17 protein-coding genes are annotated in these 17,313 nt (G+C 47.9%); 1 reads left to right on the top strand and 16 read right to left on the bottom strand.

Annotated features, from left to right (window positions below; all coding sequences use genetic code 11):
* Positions 1–33 precede the first annotated feature (33 nt).
* The 9 genes from MCACP_RS06180 to MCACP_RS06140 form a co-directional block, all read right to left on the bottom strand.
* Positions 34–594, bottom strand: a complete 561-nt coding sequence (locus tag MCACP_RS06180) for a metal-dependent hydrolase (RefSeq protein WP_406678474.1) — start codon at positions 592–594, stop codon at positions 34–36.
* A 75-nt stretch (positions 595–669) separates the two neighbouring features.
* Complete coding sequence (hepT, locus tag MCACP_RS06175; protein ID WP_406678473.1) at positions 670–1,107, bottom strand: type VII toxin-antitoxin system HepT family RNase toxin; 438 nt, start codon at positions 1,105–1,107, stop codon at positions 670–672.
* Positions 1,097–1,561: a nucleotidyltransferase domain-containing protein gene (locus MCACP_RS06170; RefSeq protein ID WP_406678472.1), complete on the bottom strand. Its 465-nt coding sequence runs from the start codon at positions 1,559–1,561 to the stop codon at positions 1,097–1,099. The genes hepT and MCACP_RS06170 overlap by 11 nt, the downstream gene beginning before the upstream one ends.
* Positions 1,562–1,644: 83 nt before the next feature.
* A complete protein-coding gene (locus MCACP_RS06165) occupies positions 1,645–1,965 on the bottom strand; it encodes a type II toxin-antitoxin system VapC family toxin (RefSeq protein ID WP_172613824.1) in 321 nt (106 codons plus the stop codon).
* On the bottom strand, positions 1,962–2,147 hold the full coding sequence (locus MCACP_RS06160; RefSeq protein ID WP_406678471.1) for a hypothetical protein: 186 nt from the start codon (positions 2,145–2,147) through the stop codon (positions 1,962–1,964). The genes MCACP_RS06165 and MCACP_RS06160 overlap by 4 nt, the downstream gene beginning before the upstream one ends.
* A gap of 120 nt (positions 2,148–2,267) precedes the next feature.
* On the bottom strand, positions 2,268–2,702 hold the full coding sequence (locus MCACP_RS06155) for a PIN domain-containing protein (RefSeq protein WP_406678470.1): 435 nt from the start codon (positions 2,700–2,702) through the stop codon (positions 2,268–2,270).
* Positions 2,692–2,934 (bottom strand): CopG family transcriptional regulator, encoded by a 243-nt coding sequence (locus tag MCACP_RS06150; RefSeq protein WP_406678469.1) that lies wholly within the window; start codon positions 2,932–2,934, stop codon positions 2,692–2,694. Before MCACP_RS06150 ends, MCACP_RS06155 begins: the two co-directional genes overlap by 11 nt.
* Positions 2,935–3,135: 201 nt before the next feature.
* Positions 3,136–4,149, bottom strand: coding sequence for an Rpn family recombination-promoting nuclease/putative transposase (locus tag MCACP_RS06145; RefSeq protein WP_406678468.1), 1,014 nt, complete (start codon positions 4,147–4,149; stop codon positions 3,136–3,138).
* Positions 4,150–4,208: 59 nt separating this feature from the next.
* A complete protein-coding gene (locus MCACP_RS06140; RefSeq protein ID WP_406678467.1) occupies positions 4,209–4,541 on the bottom strand; it encodes an NAD-dependent epimerase/dehydratase family protein in 333 nt (110 codons plus the stop codon).
* Positions 4,542–4,725: 184 nt separating this feature from the next.
* Here MCACP_RS06140 and MCACP_RS06135 point away from each other — a divergent pair, with 184 nt between their 5' ends.
* Positions 4,726–4,962, top strand: coding sequence for a type II toxin-antitoxin system Phd/YefM family antitoxin (locus tag MCACP_RS06135; protein ID WP_406678466.1), 237 nt, complete (start codon positions 4,726–4,728; stop codon positions 4,960–4,962).
* A gap of 239 nt (positions 4,963–5,201) precedes the next feature.
* On the opposite strand, the gene MCACP_RS06130 is transcribed toward MCACP_RS06135, so the two are convergent.
* The 7 genes from MCACP_RS06130 to MCACP_RS06100 all read right to left on the bottom strand — a co-directional run bounded on the left by MCACP_RS06130 (position 5,202) and on the right by MCACP_RS06100 (position 17,011).
* A complete protein-coding gene (locus MCACP_RS06130; protein ID WP_406678465.1) occupies positions 5,202–5,594 on the bottom strand; it encodes a DUF5615 family PIN-like protein in 393 nt (130 codons plus the stop codon).
* A complete protein-coding gene (locus MCACP_RS06125) occupies positions 5,584–5,805 on the bottom strand; it encodes a DUF433 domain-containing protein (protein WP_011391714.1) in 222 nt (73 codons plus the stop codon). Before MCACP_RS06125 ends, MCACP_RS06130 begins: the two co-directional genes overlap by 11 nt.
* A 114-nt stretch (positions 5,806–5,919) precedes the next feature.
* A complete protein-coding gene (locus MCACP_RS06120) occupies positions 5,920–6,885 on the bottom strand; it encodes an Rpn family recombination-promoting nuclease/putative transposase (RefSeq protein ID WP_406678464.1) in 966 nt (321 codons plus the stop codon).
* A 335-nt stretch (positions 6,886–7,220) separates the two neighbouring features.
* A complete protein-coding gene (locus MCACP_RS06115) occupies positions 7,221–11,138 on the bottom strand; it encodes a helicase-related protein (protein WP_406678463.1) in 3,918 nt (1,305 codons plus the stop codon).
* A 44-nt stretch (positions 11,139–11,182) separates the two neighbouring features.
* Positions 11,183–12,010: a DEAD/DEAH box helicase gene (locus MCACP_RS06110; protein ID WP_406678462.1), complete on the bottom strand. Its 828-nt coding sequence runs from the start codon at positions 12,008–12,010 to the stop codon at positions 11,183–11,185.
* Entirely contained in the window at positions 11,982–15,902 is a 3,921-nt protein-coding gene (locus tag MCACP_RS06105) for a hypothetical protein (RefSeq protein WP_406678461.1), read from the bottom strand. The genes MCACP_RS06110 and MCACP_RS06105 overlap by 29 nt, the downstream gene beginning before the upstream one ends.
* 119 nt (positions 15,903–16,021) lie before the next feature.
* Positions 16,022–17,011 (bottom strand): Rpn family recombination-promoting nuclease/putative transposase, encoded by a 990-nt coding sequence (locus MCACP_RS06100; RefSeq protein WP_406678460.1) that lies wholly within the window; start codon positions 17,009–17,011, stop codon positions 16,022–16,024.
* Positions 17,012–17,313 lie beyond the last annotated feature (302 nt).

The following is a 17,313-nucleotide window of genomic DNA, read 5'->3' as shown; positions in this document are numbered from 1 at the left end:
CATCCAACATTGCAAACACCTCGAGCCTTTCCACTACAACCTGCCCTGCTTCAAAAACTCCATCACCCCTCCCCGACAGACAAGCTGTCCAAAAATGAACAGAAGAACGATACCGCCGGCTGCTTCCGGCACATACACCCAGGGGTCATGGAGGAACCCTGCCAGCCACTGCCAGAACCACTCTTCCGGGTGGCCCCGGGGAAAACCCCAGCCGTACAGGGGCCAGAGGAAAGTAGCCGGGTAGCGCCACATCCCGTCCAGCAGGTGGTGCATGAGGCTGCCCCCGGCCAGGATCAGGCCCCCCGGCCGCCGGTAACGCCGCCACCACAGCAGGCCGGCGGAACAGGCAAATAATAAAAAAACCAGGGTGTGGGCGTAGATACGACCGTTACCCAGGGTTTCCTTAAAAATTACCCCGCCCAGGGGCTTGTCGATAATGTCCGGCAGCATAGAACCGATTAGGACCAGGCGGTAATCCAGCGGATCCGGCGGCCGCGGCCTACCGTCCGGCCTTTGCCTGCCGCCTGAACCCATCACCTTTTCTATCACCCTGGCTGCCGCCAGGGTTAAACCAGCGTGACCTAAAAACAGCATCAGCTATGCCCATGTGCTTCCTTTCTAAAGAAAATCAACCTCACGGTAGCGTAAAAAATGGACCGCGCCGTGAATCTAGGGCTCTTCCTTGTTACCAGTGAAAAATTTGCCCATTGCCTTTAAATAAGCATCAAGATCTTTGAGCCCGTTCACTAAAATATTATAGAGGGTATCATTATCCACGTCCCAATAAATATGGACCAGCCTGTTCCTGAATCTAGCCATTTTAATGAGAGTAGCAGTAAATTCAGGAGGAAAAATGCCAGCCTCACCCAAAACACGAAAGGTATCAGCGTAATCCTCCGGTATTCTCAAATTGTTTCTAGCGATAATATGATTGCTTAAATCAATGGCTGCTTCAATGGCCACGATGAAATGATATTTAGCGCTGCCTATTTTGTCAGGATCAGCCAAAAACTCCTCTTTGGGCAAGCGGGCCAGGTCTTGCAGCCGCTTTTGAGCCTGCTTGAACGCAGCAAGAAGTTTGCCGACTTTTAAAGCATCAAATTTCAAGGCCAAGCGTCTCCTTTAAATAGCGTTTCCGAAGCGGAGCAAAATCAAAATACCTGTCCAGCGTGTATTCCTCAAAATCAACTCTGATATTGGGGACATTCTCTATTAACAGGTAACCGTTTTTTAGAACGGTATATTTGAAGGATAAAGGAGCTCTATTAATAACCCTGACATCGATTGGGAAAGGAATGAGCTGCCGGAGGGAATCTTCCAACTGCATCTCATAAAGAAAGTAATCTGAATCTATCCCCTCATTATTGATATAAACGGCCAGATCAATATCCCTGAAAGGACCTTCAAAGAGAAAAGAACCGTGAAGATAGGCAAAGGCTATCTCCTCTCTTCCTTTTAAGCAGGCAGCAATTCTTTGAAGCAGGCTATGCTTCTCCTCATCAGTCAAGGAATAGAACTTAAACCGTTCCAAACTCCTACCTTCCTTCACTTTGATTGTCATCCCTATGAGGTATCTCTCAACTCATCAACTCCGAAGCAAATTCACTGAGGAGACGGACATAAGGCAACCTGCCCTTAACGTTATTATACAGCCAGTTCCCATGCCCGGCGCCGTTGACCGGGGACACTGATGGTTTTTAAGGGAATAGCTTGTACGGCTTCAAAAGCAATTTCCGCCTGTTCCGGTGTTAATCTTTCTTCGGGGTTGGTAATTACTGTCCTGCGTCTAATAACACTATCTATTTCTACAGGACAAAAAACCGGGGCTATTAACTGAACCCCCTGCTCCTGCCACCAGGCAAAAAGGGCATCTGCCAGCGCGCTGTCTGGTTCGTTTATAACTAGTTTGACTACCAGGCAGGCATCGACACAAACTTCTTTAAGGCGCACGTCCATCCAGTTCACCGGCCTGCGATATCTAACCGGATCTGCTGCAAGATCTTCGCACTATCGCCCCTCAGGGGCATCATTGCCCGCGCGGCCCGGCATTTTGCCAGCCAATCGCTTTTGTTAGATATTTCTGCTGCCGGGCGTCCTAATTTTTCTAAAGCGCTCGCCGGTATGCGCAGTTGCCGTCCATAGCGCAAGGCCGGCAAATCCCCCTTTTGCACTCTCCTCAAGACCGGGATTAAGGCACATCGGCAAATAAGCTGTAAATCTGGGCCGCTGTAAGCGGCTGCAATTTTTCTTGCAAATCAGCAGATTGCTCAATCCAGATGGAACGGGTTTAAAACCACTATCCCTTCGTAACGCTGGCCGGTATTAAAGTCTTCGGTCCAGATCACATCGCAGCCCAACTTTTTGGCGCTGCAGATAATAAGCGAATCCCAAAATGATAATTCATTCCGCTGCTGGATTTCAATAGCTTCCAGAACATCCTCGACATCAGGCACATGCAGTGTCCACTGGCCTAAATCGGCAATTATCCTTGCGGCCATTTCTGGTGCAATCGGTTTTGCTACCTTTTGAACTATCGTCACGTAAAACTCTTGCAGCACCTGCAGACTAATACAGCCCTGACGGGAGTCCCACAAACTTAATATAAGATCCCTGGCCTTCTCATGTTTTATACCCGCCGAGATATCATGAGCATAAACGAGGACATTAGTATCGACGAACTGGCGCCTTAAATTATCGTTCATGGATATCTGCTCTCCGCCAGGTAATTCTACCCTCGGTACCAAGGCAAACACCATTTCTTAACAAAGCAGTATGGCGTTCGCGAGCCTTGGCGTAGCTATCTTCTTGCCGGACGAGTTCCTCAAGGGTTCGAGCCAAAAGGCCCGACACAGAGGTTTGCCTCTCTATAGCTATATGCTTAACCTTTTGCAGTACCTGCTTTGGTAGGGATAAAGTAATATTTTGATATTCCATTTTAAACACCTCCACGTAAATAAGTGTAACCCATATTTACGTGATATACAAGGCCTTTCAGCTTCTTGCTACCCACGCCCGGATAGAAAACCTGTTCATCTTTACCGCCGATCCCCAAATTGCCCGTTAGGCAGTCAAGGTAATATGGTAAAGGAAGCCACCCCGGAGCCGGCAGCGCAGTCGTTCGGAGCCTAAAAGCACCTACTGGAGGTCCCCGGCGATCTTTCCTAAAATAACTGCCCGCGCTTCTTCTATAGTATCAACGGCAAACAGCTCATCTAGAATGCGGTCCAGGATTTGGAGGTCACCTATTTTCTGCACCTTTTCCTCCAGGTCAGCCGGCTGTTCCCCAAACCTGCGCGAGAGATATTTAAGAATCGTTTCTTTTTGGGCTTCCATCCGGCCTTCCTTCAGGCCTTCCATCCTGCCTTCCTTCAGGCCTTCCATCCTGCCTTCCTTCAACCCTTCCATCCTGCCTTCCATCAACCCTTCCATCCGGCCTTTTTCATGCCAGCTGGTAGTAATCTGCATGATTGTCTCAGCCTCCTTTTTATCAATTCTACCTAGTTCACAGTTGAGTCTTTCTTCTTCCTCCTGGCTTAGCTTCAGGTAGCTCTCGAAGAATCCGGCCAGCATCTCCATCCGCGCCGGGTCCAGTTTTAACCTCGTCAGCATGCGCAGAAATTCTAACTTTACCTGCACCCTCTCTTCGTCTTTAAATCCCATTTTACTCAGAAGCGCGGCTGCTACCGGATTGTTGCTGTGAATATATTCCCGCCACGGCAGCTTTTTTAGTTCCAGTTTATAGAAACGAAAGCGCAAGACGTCTAGAAAAGTAAATCCTGTCGTGAATGTATCGGGTTCGTCCCGCACCTGGTCGTAAGTAAAAATGGCTATCGGCAGAATCTTGCAGCGGTATTGCTCGTAAAGGCGACTGAAGTAGATAAACATCCTCTCGTTGAATTCTTTTTGCACATAACTTTGCGGCTCGATGTGGACCATGATCAGGCCTTCTTCGCCTTTAAGGCGGGTCTCTACCAGAATATCAACCTCGTGTTTTTCGCCGGCAGTGACGTCGGTAAAGACTTCCTGCTGCAGGAATCTTACATGGGTAAAATCTATGGCTTCATATGCCCGGGGGAAAAAGGCTTGCATGAATTCAGCAAAAAAGGTCTCGATTAGTTCCTTAAAAAGACGGTCGTGATCGATATTCATTCGTTACAGTTCCCCTTGAATCTATTTTAGCTTAATGGTAAGAAGGAGAGCAAGGAATTTTAGATATCCTGGGCACTCCCCGCAGAGCAAACCGCCGGAAGAGGCGAAAATAAGGCCTCCGGCACGTTAACCAGCCCCAGGATATTCACCCGGGCGTCGGCCGCCGGCTCCCGCACCGACCGGCTGACAAAGATCTGAGCCGTCTGAAAGACTTTATTTACCCCCGCCGCGTCGGCCACATCCACCTGGTAGAGCGCAACCCTCTCCGGCAGGTTTTCCCGCCTGCCACTGGAAAGGTCGTCGAGCACCGCCCCTTCATAGCCTGCCGCTAGGCACTCTTCCACCCCATGGGAACCGATAAATCCGGCCCCGCCGGTTACCAATATACGCAAAATCCTGCTTCCCTCATTTAATATCACGATAATAGTCGCCAGCGCTTTTGATAAGTAGCTCCTTTCTATTCTCTTTTCCAAAAATGCAAATCAGTGATACCCATTTTACTCAGGAGCGCGACTGCTTACGCTTGAATTAGTCCATTAACTTAGTCTATTTTAGCTATATGGAGGTGAACCGAGCATGTCTTTACAAGTAAACATTCATGAAGCCAATACCCACTTTTCCAAGCTGCTGGCCCAGGTGAAAGAAGGACGGGAAGTCATTATTGCCAAAGCCGGCAAGCCTGTGGCTCGGCTGGTCCCGATAACAAGCGAGAAACCTGAACGACACCCCGGCAGCGCCAAGGGCCAAATCACTATAGCCCCGGATTTTAATGCCCCCCTGCCCGAAGCTATTCTCAAGGAGTTTGAAAAATGAAAGCTCCCTTTTGACCGGCTTCTCGTCTCCCAGGCCCAGATAGAAAACCTGCCCATTCTTACCGCCGATCCTCAAATCGCTCATTAGGCGTACTCCGGAGCCGGCAGCGCAGTTGTTCGGGGGCTCAAAAGCACTTACTGGAGGCCCCCGGCGTTCTTTCCTACAATAACTGCCCGCGCTTCTTCTAGAGTACCGGCAGTAAACAGCTCATCTAGAATGCGGTCCAGGATTTGGACCTTTCATCTTTCAGGTCCTCTAATCCTGATTCGATCTTTTTGTACTATCCATAAATATCCAATAAGATTCTGAAAACGTAGGTGGGGGATGACTTTTTTGAAAAGATTTATAACACTCTGTTTGCCTTGAGACGCTATACGAAGTAAAATTATTCCTTGATAATCTTCAGGTCTATACCTGCGAATATCCGAAAAATCCATATCAAGGGTAACTAGAACCCGTTTTTCATTCCGGCAAATACCTAAAAGTTCAATATCAGAAAATCCCTGGATTTGTTCTGACCAGACAGTTTCAGCTTCGTAACCTGCTTCCCTGAGAAGATCAGCAATCTCAATGGGAAGATTTTCATCGATTTTAAATCTCAGCATCGTTATTCCCCTTAATTCACAGGGCAATATGTCGTTCTTTAGCCAGCATAGCACCGTAAGCTATTGCTGCCTTAATATCTTCCAAGGATAAAGAAGGATAACTCTTCAGGATTTCTTCCTGGCTTATACCTTCAGCAAGGTTATCCAGAATAACACTTACAGGTATCCTGGTTCCTTTGATGCAGGCCTTCCCGTGACAAACCGAAGGATCAATTGTAATTCGCTCCAAAGGATTCATCTTTATATCCCCCGTATCATATATGGATTCTAACTAGAATTAGGTTCTGCACCGCAGGGATAATTTAGGCGTACTCCGGAGCCGGCAGCGCAGTTGTTCGGAGCCTAAAAGCACCTACTGGAGGCCCCCGGCGATCTTTCCTAAAATAACTGCCCGCGCTTCTTCTATAGTACCGGCAGTAAACAGCTCATCCAAAATGCGGTCCAGGATTTGGAGGTCGCCTATTTTCTGCACCTTTTCCTCCAGGTCAGCCGGCTGTTCCCCAAACCTGCGGGAGAGATATTTAAGAATCGTTTCTTTTTGGGCTTCCATCCGGCCTTCCTTCAGGCCTTCCATCCTGCCTTCCATCAAGCCTTCCATTCGGCCTCTTTCATGCCAACTGGTAGTAATCTGCATGATTGTCTCAGCCTCCTTTTTATCAATTCTACCCAGTTCACAGTTGAGCCTTTCTTCTTCCTCCTGGCTTAGCTTCAGGTAGCTCTCGAAGAATCCGGCCAGCATCTCCATCCGCGCCGGGTCCAGTTTTAACCTCGTCAGCATGCGCAGGAATTCTAACTTTACCTGCACCCTCTCTTCGTCTTTAAATCCCATTTTACTCAGAAGCGCGGCTGCTACCGGATTGTTGCTGTGAATATATTCCCGCCACGGCAGCTTCTTTAGTTCCAGTTTATAGAAACGAAAGCGCAATACGTCTAGAAAAGTAAATCCTGTCGTGAATGTATCGGGTTCGTCCCGCACCTGGTCGTAAGTAAAAATGGCTATCGGCAGAATCTTGCAACGGTGCTGTTCGTAAAGACGACTGAAGTAGATAAACATCCTCTCGTTGAATTCTTTTTGCACATAACTTTGCGGCTCGATGTGGACCATGATCAGGCCTGCTTCGCCTTTAAGGCGGGTCTCTACCAGAATATCGACCTCGTGTTTTTCGCCGGCAGTGACGTCAGTAAAGACTTCCTGCTGCAGGAATCTTACATGGGTAAAATCAATGGCTTCATATGCCCGGGGGAAAAAGGCTTGCATGAATTCAGCAAAAAAGGTCTCGATTAGTTCCTTAAAAAGACGGTCGTGATCGATGTTCATTCGCTACTGTTCCCCCATAAACGCTGCAAGAATTTGAATCAAACGTTTGATCGGAAGATCGATTGAGGGCATCAGGGATAATTCTCCTTTTTTATTTTATCATACAACATCTCGGGGCAATAGTCGCATCTCAGCCCCGTTCACCCGAAGAAATTAAATTATACTTAACTACACAGCGGCGACCATCGCCGTACCATCTCCGTCCCCACTCCGTATTATGGACATAAAGCCGATAAAGTATAATTTAAATCGAACGCCCGCCGGCCTGAGCCATCCCTTCCAGAAGTACCGAATGCCAGCAACCGGCTTCCTGGAAAGAGAAGCAAAGCATCGCCTCAAGGAGAACTACTTAACAGTTTCTTTATAAATTCTATTACATAGCCCCTGTTCAGTTTATCATGGCAATACTGGTTGGTATAATTACGCAGGCAACCGTAGCAGCTCGTGTTGGCCAAACTACCACCGCATTCGCATCTAGAGAGTATCGCCAACGTCCGCTGCAAAGTTCGCATCAGATTATCTTTTTCTGCAATCCGCTTGACATGGCCTGCGCCACCCGGCACATCATCAAATAATACCAGCGCAGGGCTATAAGGATTGCCTGAATAGGGGTATAAAGTACCATCGACATCTTGGCGCTCGATATCCAGGGCACTGCAGGCTCCCTCTAAAATGCCGTATAAGACAGACTCCCAGAAACCCTCACGTTGATCATGGTATTCCGGAAACCATATTCTTAAAACGTCAGTGTAAAACTCGTAACCCAATGAATAACGGGCAGTTCTGCCTTTACATTTTTTCCCCCACGGCGTCTCGTGGGGACCCAGGGGCTCCCCGGTATTAACCTCAGCATAGCCGCAAGACTGGCAGATTTTAAACCCCCTCTTCCCGGCACTATTAATCACGGCCAGCCTGCCGGCACCGGCTTGCAAATTGAGCTTGAAACCGTTTAAAGTCAGGGTGAGTTCCTGTTCGATATTCTCTTCCTGAGCAAAGAACTTCCTGGTGGTATACGTCTTTTGTGGTTTGGTCATTGTAGGCGTTTCAGGCGGCCCGGCAATAAAGCCAAATTCCGGGACAATAAATATACCGCGATTGTTTCCTATTTTATGACCACAAATGCAGGTATCCATAGGCGTATTTTTTTCGGCTATATCGCTTTGGTAGTACCCGCAGTAATCACAGATCGCGTAGGCGTATTCCACAGGATTCCGGTCTGGAAGTTTTTTAATATACTTGCTGGTCCATAATTTGCCTCCTGCTATCACCTGACTCCCAGGTGCATATTCAGACAAAGCAACTTTGAGATCCCTATCCAGCTCCAGACCCCTGGCTTCTTCACCGTGATGGTAAATCTGTAATTCCACAACATCTACCGGAAAGCCATACTTGGGAATTACATTTTGTTGCGCCAGAAAATCTAGAATATAACGCTTTTCAATGGTATTAATGGTTTTATGGACGGCCTGGGCTTTCAAGTGGTTTTTGGTCCTGCTATACTCTGCTTCAATGGCTTTCAATTCGCGCAAATCCGCCATTACCTTCGCCTCTGCCTTGCTCAGTACGCCATCGGTTTCATCTAAAAGCCCGTCCAGCCAGCTCCAGTCATGAACCCCCAGTCTTTCCTGCATCTCGTTGGGAATAATCCTACTGAGACTTTTTTGTAATTCCCCGGGTTTATCACGCAACAATTTTCCTAACGCCTGGGAGGCCGTCTCACCGGATTCAGGGAAAAAGGTTTTAACTTGACCGAAATACTCCGGCCTTAATTTCCAAAACATTGCCAGGGCGACGGCATACATATGCCGCTTTATAATTTTGTCATTGCTAATCTCTATATGGGGCGGCCGGATTTCGCCTTTAATAATTCGCAGGGGTTCATTATAATGAGAAAAGTCATGGGAATGACGCTGAGCAAAGGTAAGGACAAAGGCCGTAGAATCTGTTCTCCTCCCTGCCCTGCCGGCCCGCTGGATGTAATTGGTAGCCGAAGGCGGTACATTACGCATGAAAACGGTTTCCAGTTCTCCCACGTCAACACCCAGCTCAAAGGTAGTAGAACAACTTAAAACATTAATCTGCCCATCATTAAATTTTTGCTGTATTTCAGCAGCCTTCTCTGTAGTAAGCTGGGCTGTATGTTCACTGGTTTGCATGATCAAGGGCAATATATCCAGATACAATTTTCGGTAGTGATTGCCGGCCATTTCCTGAGCCGGATTGCAGGCGACCAACTGGCCATCACACCGGTAAGTCGGGCAAACACCTTTGATGTTATATAACGTTAGGCGCCGGCACCTGCTGCAGCGATACCAGGTAACAGTATCATCAACTACTGCCGGCAGCACCCGCCAGTATTCCGGTTTCAGGCAGTATACATCCCCCAGGCCCTGGGACTCATGATGGCTGGAAAAATGGCCCTTCCACGGCGCCCTTTCACCCGTTAACAACCGGTTCCAAATTTGCACCAGCAATTCTTCGACTTTTTCGCGGTCAATCCCGCCCTGCACAGCAGCCAGGCGTAATAAATAATCCATACGGGAGTTATTGCCACCCTTGCGGGTAGGAGTCCAACTGTAAACCTGACCGGGATAAGACATGTTTTCTTTAAAATAAAACTCTTTATTTCTAGGTGCAAAGAAAGGATCCCGGGGATCCACAACATCCGGAAAACGAACGGCGCCGCTTTTTCGGACCGTGTCCAGCAAGACCATGATTAAATCAGTGGCCTCTGCAGCCGTAAAATTCCACGGTTCTTTACACAAAGCCCTGGGCGGATTCCAGCCCGGCGGCAGTACCGGCACAAAACCAATTAAACCCAACCCTTCCAAGCCGATAATGCGGTCGCTGACAATGAATTCATGCAGCACCCATTTCCATGCTTCTATTTCCAACTGCTGCATGCTCATTTGCGGGAATAACTGCAGTTCATACAACATCCTTTTAACAAAGTTTGCCAGATCGATTACCCGCCATTCATTGGCCAGCACCTGGCTTTTATATTTCTCCAGCGTCATGATAATTAGGCGGCGCTGCAAAATTTGATTGTATGAGGCTTGCAAATAAGTAGAAAAATAAGCGGCATCCTGGCGGCTGTCGGAAAAAATAAGCAGGCGACGATTACTTTTGTGAAAGCTTATATTGTCGGGAACCTCCCAGTCGTCTGTTTCAGTATCGTCATCTTGCAATACTTCCATCTGCTCCGGTATCTGCTGGTAAAGGGCAGTCGCCAGAACGCTGGTAACCGCCTCCGCACCGAGGACAAACCGCCGCACCACGGAACCGAGAGAATTAATGCTCCCGCAGGCCGGGCACTTATATACATTACCGTTTTTAGCGGAGACTTTAATTACCAAAAATAAGCTTTTCTCACCACAACTACAAGGGGTTGCAGCATCAGTTTTAGGCCTGACGGCCCCGCACCCACCACATAAAAGATATTCCTCTCCCGGTTGTATATCCTCACCGCTTGCCACTATTTCATCTTCATTCTCGGGAACCGGCATCTTATCGTCAAGGAGCAAAAAATAGACAAGGTTGTTATTGTCTTCATAGAAACGCCTGCCCGGCTGTTTAAGAATATCGTGTTCCCCTCCACGTACCACTTCGCCTACAAGATACAACGCATCACATTGACGGCAGGTAGCCGCTTCAAATACGGGAAATATTCTGCCATCTGCATCTTTAATCTGTTCTCGTCGTTCCAGATAAAGCCTCTTTTCAGGGAGCAAAGAAACATACGCACCTTCAAGTGCACGGATAAATAAATGGTATCTGGCCGGCAGCAGGGATTGGCTTCCGGGTTCCAGCCTGGCCTTATTGGCCAGATAAACCAATGCCACCAGGCGGTTTTGACCGTCCTGGACCCCGGGAAATAATTCCCGGGCAACATCCTGCAGAAAACAAGGCCCCTGTTCCAGTCTCTGTTGCAGGGTAATAACCCTGCTGTCTCCCGAAAGTACCAGATAAATAAATCTGGACCATTCCCCCCGGCAATCTTTTTGCGCCAGGATTAAAATATTTTGGGGAATACCTGATTCCAACCCGCCAGCTATTAACCTTTCAATCTTGTCTGGCTCACGCGCATCAATAACTTCCGACCATTTGCCGTAAAGGTCACTCCCAGGTTTGCCCCAACTGCTCTCAGCAACCTTTAAATGTTTTTTAAAGGCCACTACCACATCCTGCCGGGCAGGATTATCTTCGATCCATTCAAACTTTTCGCCAAAAAGCTTGGTTCCAAACTCAGTCACTTCCCGGAACCCTTTTTCATCTACACCTAATGTAGCACTAGTACCTATACACCCCTGCGTAGGAGCATGGCCATCTCTATTCCTTTAGCTCCGGAATAGGTATGGACCTCATCAATCACGATAAACCGCCAATCCCGGGCATATTCACCATCAAAAAAAACATTATCCTGGGGCCGCAGTAATAAATATTCCAGCATAGCATAGTTGGTAAGTAAAATGTGCGGCGGGGTTGCCTGCATTTGCTCCCGGGACAACAATTGATTGGGCAGCAAATCTTCCCGGGGATTCATTCTTCTGAACTGCTCAATCGCCTTTTTCTCATCCCTTTCTGTCTCACCGGTATAGCTGCCAAAAGTAATAGCTGGATAATTCTTTAACAGGGTGCGCAGTCTTTTTAACTGGTCATTGGCCAGGGCATTCATGGGGTACAGCAACAAGGCCCGCACCCCCGGGCCGAGGATACCCTTTTCCTGTTGCCGGAATAAGTAATTGAGCATAGGCACCAGGAATGTTTCCGTCTTGCCGCTACCCGTACCAGTTGCAATAATGATATTCCTTCTATTTTCAACTAATTTGCGTATGGCAATTTCTTGATGTAAATACAGGGGACGCTCCAGCGGCAAAGCTGGTGTTTGTAGTTTCCTAAATTCTGGTGATAACACACCCTGCTCAATCAGCTCATCTATTGAGCAGCCGGTCTTGAAGGGTGGGATGGCCTCCAAGATAGGACCTTTGGCAAACTTGCCTTCCTTACTCAATTCCTCTGCCAACTGCCGTCGCAGGTCCGTATCTTTAAAAGCAAAGGTCGTCTCTAAATAATCCAGGTATTTGCCGACTATCGCCTCAGTTGTCCGCAACGGATCCAGGCCCATCTTTACCTCTCCTTATCTGGACGAAAATATATTCAGGCAGAATTACTTGTCCTTGACGCCCGCATTCTTGATGAGCTATCTCCCAAAACAATACCTGGCATCTTTTGCAATATGTCGCCCCGTCCCTATCTCTATCTATCAGAAAAGGCAACCTGCTTAATTCATCTAAATCCAGATAAAAGCTTACCGGATTACAATCCAGGATAATCGTATTACCATGCTCATCAACAGTACAAATGTTGCCCTGGAACCGTTCCTCTCCCAGAAACTCGGGTTTTATAGCAATATCCTGGATCCAGTATAGTCTTCCAGCCGGGATAATTTCGCCGTCACAGGCAAAAGATTCGATCAACAGCCCATTTTGCAATATATCCTGTAATATTTCCGCTTTATCGCCAAGCATTACATCTATGCAGTTTTCGCTTTCAGGATCCGGCAGTAAAACTTCATCTTCTTCCCAGGGATCATCAATAGTAAACTGCAGCCTGTAGCTGCCCGCCGGTAACCGCCTGTAATGTTCCCTAATCTCCACCCTGGATACGCCGTCAGGGACACGGCGTTCAAGCATATCTGCCCCTGGCAACCCTAACGGCCACAAACGCACAATTCTATTGGAAACTACCCCGAAATCTTGCCAGGTCAGAACAACGATACGTCTTTCGCCCTCTAGCCTCTGCACTATAGAAATATCGGCAACCTGCCAGCGCATCCGCACACGCACCAAAAGACACGTCGGAATAGTACTATCCTGAAAACTTAGATATAAATCGTGAACCGGCAGGTTATCACTCCCCAGGGTGTCACTGAGCTGGCGCAAATTAAAGACGGCAACTCCTTTTCTTATCTGGCGGGAGATAACCTGCCGCCCATTGTCTAATGCCAATTTAACCATTCCCGAAATACACGCCGGCAATTTAACCTCGATTTCACCCAGTTCTTCATGCCAGATCTCTTCGACTTCCGCTTTCCAGGGAGTATCGGCACTCCCCCGCCAACGAACAGCGGGAATATCTATATAAACTTCCACCCGGAAGCCGTTATCTTGATCTATAGAATAACCCAATTGCCCAACAATCTGGTTTTGGCGGGTATCAAATTCAACCAGGGCCCTGCTGGGTGAGCTTTCGACCAGCTGCGCCGGGGGCCGGACGAAGAAAGTAAAATAATGCCGCGAACTTAATTCCAATCGCCCTGTTTCTCTTTTTCCATCTTGAGGGCTGTATATCACCCGATCAAACTCTAATGTCAAATCGGGCACCACGACACACTTTTGATGCCACAGGACGCTCTCCCGGTAAATCAAAGTAATCCCGCATACTCCATATACATCGCCGAAGAGAACGGCAAGGGGTACAAAAATAATATCATCCTTACTGATAACCGCCCCCGGGGTATCTAAAGAAACATATTTAGCAACCCCGGCCCAGTCCAGGCGCACACCATAAGAGCGCAGTTCTTCCTGTTCATTTTTCGAAAACACCAGCCCCGGCAGTTTACCCCGGTAGACCGGTCCCTCCCCTGTTTTTACGATAACTATTTCTTCTCCTCCAAGTAACCTTGGTTCCAGTTTTTCCGGGAGCTTTTTAAAAACCGCTGCCTCTTTTTCATTCCTGACCAGCACTGCATCAATTCCATCTAGATCCAGATACCAGTATTCATAATCCGACCAGGAACCTGTCAATCTTTCCTGTTCTTTTACCGCCTCGACAGGCATCACCCTGCTGCCGGCAGGAGCAACCAGATAAGCACCGTCTTCCGGCAGCCGTTCATCCTCTATTAGCTTTCTTTGCGAACTAAAAAGCAAGCAGGCATTATTGCCGTCGATACCATTAATCTTCCAGGAGCGAAAAATTTCCCCGGCGCGAAACTCAAAGTGATAAACAGGTTCCGGCGGCTCGAGATTAACGTCGATAATTTCGGTCCTATACTGCCCTTCACCCACTTTATGCACCGGGATATTGACTTCTCTTACAGTACCGCTCTCTCCCCGTATCACCAATGTTGCCCTTGCCGGTCCTCCAACCGTTTGTTCGGGGAATACAACTTTGATGGATCTTACGACAGTATCCAATTTGATAACCGGCCGCCGTAAAGTCACGCCGTACGACTCCCTGTCCCCACCCCTTGAGGAGCGCATTTTATCAAGCATGTCTTTACCCTGCTGGTACCACCACTTTTCCATAGCCCGAATAATCCGCGAGGGTAAGACAATATCGCCAATGGGTTCCTCACCTTTGTCGAGTTTTTGCATTAATAACAGGGAATGAAATACGAATTTTTCCGCCAGGTTCCCACCCTGCAATATAAATATACGGGTTGATTCATTAAGGAAATATAACGGTTCTTTAATTGTTTTAAGTTTTTCCAAGATATTGTTTTCCTTTTCCCGGATAGCAATCAAGTCATTGAACAGGGAAGTTTCGTCAGGGTACTTTTCTATCAATGGCAATATAACCACCAAGGAATCAATATCATCACGATTGAGTTCCGTCACAATAGTCTCAATTTCGCAGCGAATGCCCCTCTCTTCAGACAGCTTCCTCAACCCTTCTTCTAAATCGCCTTTGCCCAGCCGGACCAGATTCATTTTATATTCGGCTATTTTTTTGTTCAATTTAGTTAACCTCTCCTGCCAGAGGGCGATTTCTGTTTCGGAAATTCTATCAAGTGCAGGGCTGGTCGCAAAAATTTCCTGCTCTGCTTTACGAAGGTTCTCTAAAAGTGTTTCTAACTTATGATAATCCCGTAAAAGCTGCTGTAGTTCCCGTAAAACCTTGGGCAAAGCCGGCCATGGATTAGCCATCAGCTCACTTCGCACAGGCAGGCCGTCAAGCTTTTCTATAAGCTTCTGCCGGCACTGCTTTACCTGCCGGTACCGGCGACGTAAAAGCAAACGTAATAGCCATCCCCAAAAGCGACCTGATCCTGCGAATACCCGATTGCCTTCAGTATATTCCCAAGCCAGCTTATTAATCTCATCGACCGGCAGGCCCTCTATCTTGCCTGCAAAACTATCATCCCAGCGGCCTATTATTTCTTGGCCGGCGTCTTCTATCGCCCTGTTTAACGCGTTAATCTCGACATGCCCGGCTTCTTGGGAGGCTGCAATCTCCTTCAAATGCTTCAATGAACTATAGTAGGCGTCGATCTGCTGCTGCAAGCGGCTCCGTTCAGCTTCAGCCTGTTCCAACCAACCTTCAGGAACAGCCAAAGCGGCCTTTAACTCTATGGAATCTTCAACCCCAGCCCGCAGGTCCTGCAACCGCGCCAACTTTTCTTTGTTTTTCCACATATCCACAGCCAGGGCCAAAGAACTTTCATGGCCTTTTACTTCGGCAAGTTCTCTTTCCAGTTCATTACGGGTATGATGATCCTGGCGCCAGTTAGTCACCAGATGGGCTATCTCGGCCTCCATCACCGGCAGTCCTGCTCTTTCCCTTTCGTAATATATGGCCAGCACCACATCGCTAAAATAGTCGTTCAGGTATGCATTTGGGACGATACCGTGGGCTAGGATAGGCATAATATAACGCAATTCATCCGAAAATGCTGGCAAATTATATTTCTCAACGGTTGCCAGAAAAGCCTCCCCTAACAGCCGCTGCCATTTAATCTGTCCGGGAGGCAGCCCGAGGGCGGTATATACAGGGGCCCAGAAGTTGTCATGATAATAATTCACACCCATGCCAACAAGAAAGACGGCGACACTTAAAGAGCCTCTTTGAGCAAAATCAGGCTTCCCCAATTCCCTGGCAATCAACTTTGCCAGGTGATTGAGTTCCTCAGGATTCAACTCGATATTTCCTAAAAGGGACAGATCTGCAGAGCCGGCTAACAATTCCTCAAAGTACCTGTCACTATCGCTTAAATGGCAACATTGCAACAGGTCCATTCTTACACCTTCTTCAACAATGGCCCCAGTGTCACCTAAGAACAAGCGAAGGGTTGTTCTCTTGTGCCCAAATCCGTACCCCGGAGCCGGCAGCGCAGTTGTTCGGAGCCTAAAAGCACCTACTGGAGGCCCCCGGCGATCTTTCCTAAAATAACTGCCCGCGCTTCTTCTATAGTACCGGCAGTAAACAGCTCATCCAAAATGCGGTCCAGGATTTGGAGGTCACCTATTTTCTGCACCTTTTCCTCCAGGTCAGCCGGCTGTTCCCCAAACCTGCGGGAGAGATATTTAAGAATCGTTTCTTTTTGGGCTTCCATTCGGCCTTCCTTCAGGCCTTCCATCCGGCCTTCCTTCAGGCCTTCCATCCGGCCCTCTATCAACCCTTCCATCCGGCCTCTTTCATGCCAACTGGTAGTAATCTGCATGATTGTCTCAGCCTCCTTCTTATCAATTCTACCTAGTTCACAGTTGAGTCTTTCTTCTTCCTCCTGGCTTAGCTTCAGGTAGCTCTCGAAGAATCCGGCCAGCATCTCCATCCGCGCCGGGTCCAGTTTTAACCTCGTCAGCATGCGCAGGAATTCTAACTTTACCTGGACCCTCTCTTCGTCTTTAAATCCCATTTTACTCAGAAGCGCGGCTGCTACCGGATTGTTGCTGTGAATATATTCCCGCCACGGCAGCTTCTTTAGTTCCAGTTTATAGAAACGAAAGCGCAATACGTCTAGAAAAGTAAATCCTGTCGTGAATGTATCGGGTTCGTCCCGTACCTGGTCGTAAGTAAAGATGGCTATCGGCAGGATCTTGCAGCGGTGCTGTTCGTAAAGGCGACTGAAGTAGATAAACATCCTCTCGTTGAATTCTTTTTGCACATAACTTTGCGGCTCGATGTGGACCATGATCAGGCCTGCTTCGCCTTTAAGGCGGGTCTCTACCAGAATATCGACCTCGTGTTTTTCGCCGGCAGTGACGTCAGTAAAGACTTCCTGCTGCAGGAATCTTACATGGGTAAAATCAATGGCTTCATATGCCCGGGGGAAAAAGGCTTGCATGAATTCAGCAAAAAAGGTCTCGATTAGTTCCTTAAAAAGACGGTCGTGATCGATGTTCATTCGCTACTGTTCCCCCATAAACGCTGCAAGAATTTGAATCAAACGTTTGATCGGAAGATCGATTGAGGGCATCAGGGATAATTCTCCTTTTTTATTTTATCATACAACATCTCGGGGCAATAGTCGCATCTCAGCCCCGTTCACCCGAAGAAATTAAATTATACTTAACTACACAGCGGCGACCATCGCCGTACCATCTCCGTCCCCACTCCGTATTATGGACATAAAGCTTATAAAGTAATATTTAATTGAACACCGGCCAACACGGCCATCAGCTACCATGGTAATTGGGTATGCGAAGT

Source organism: Neomoorella carbonis (genome assembly GCF_045278715.1).
Lineage (GTDB): Bacteria > Bacillota > DSM-521 > Neomoorellales > Neomoorellaceae > Neomoorella > Neomoorella carbonis.
This window is presented reverse-complemented; position numbering and strand designations above follow the sequence as displayed.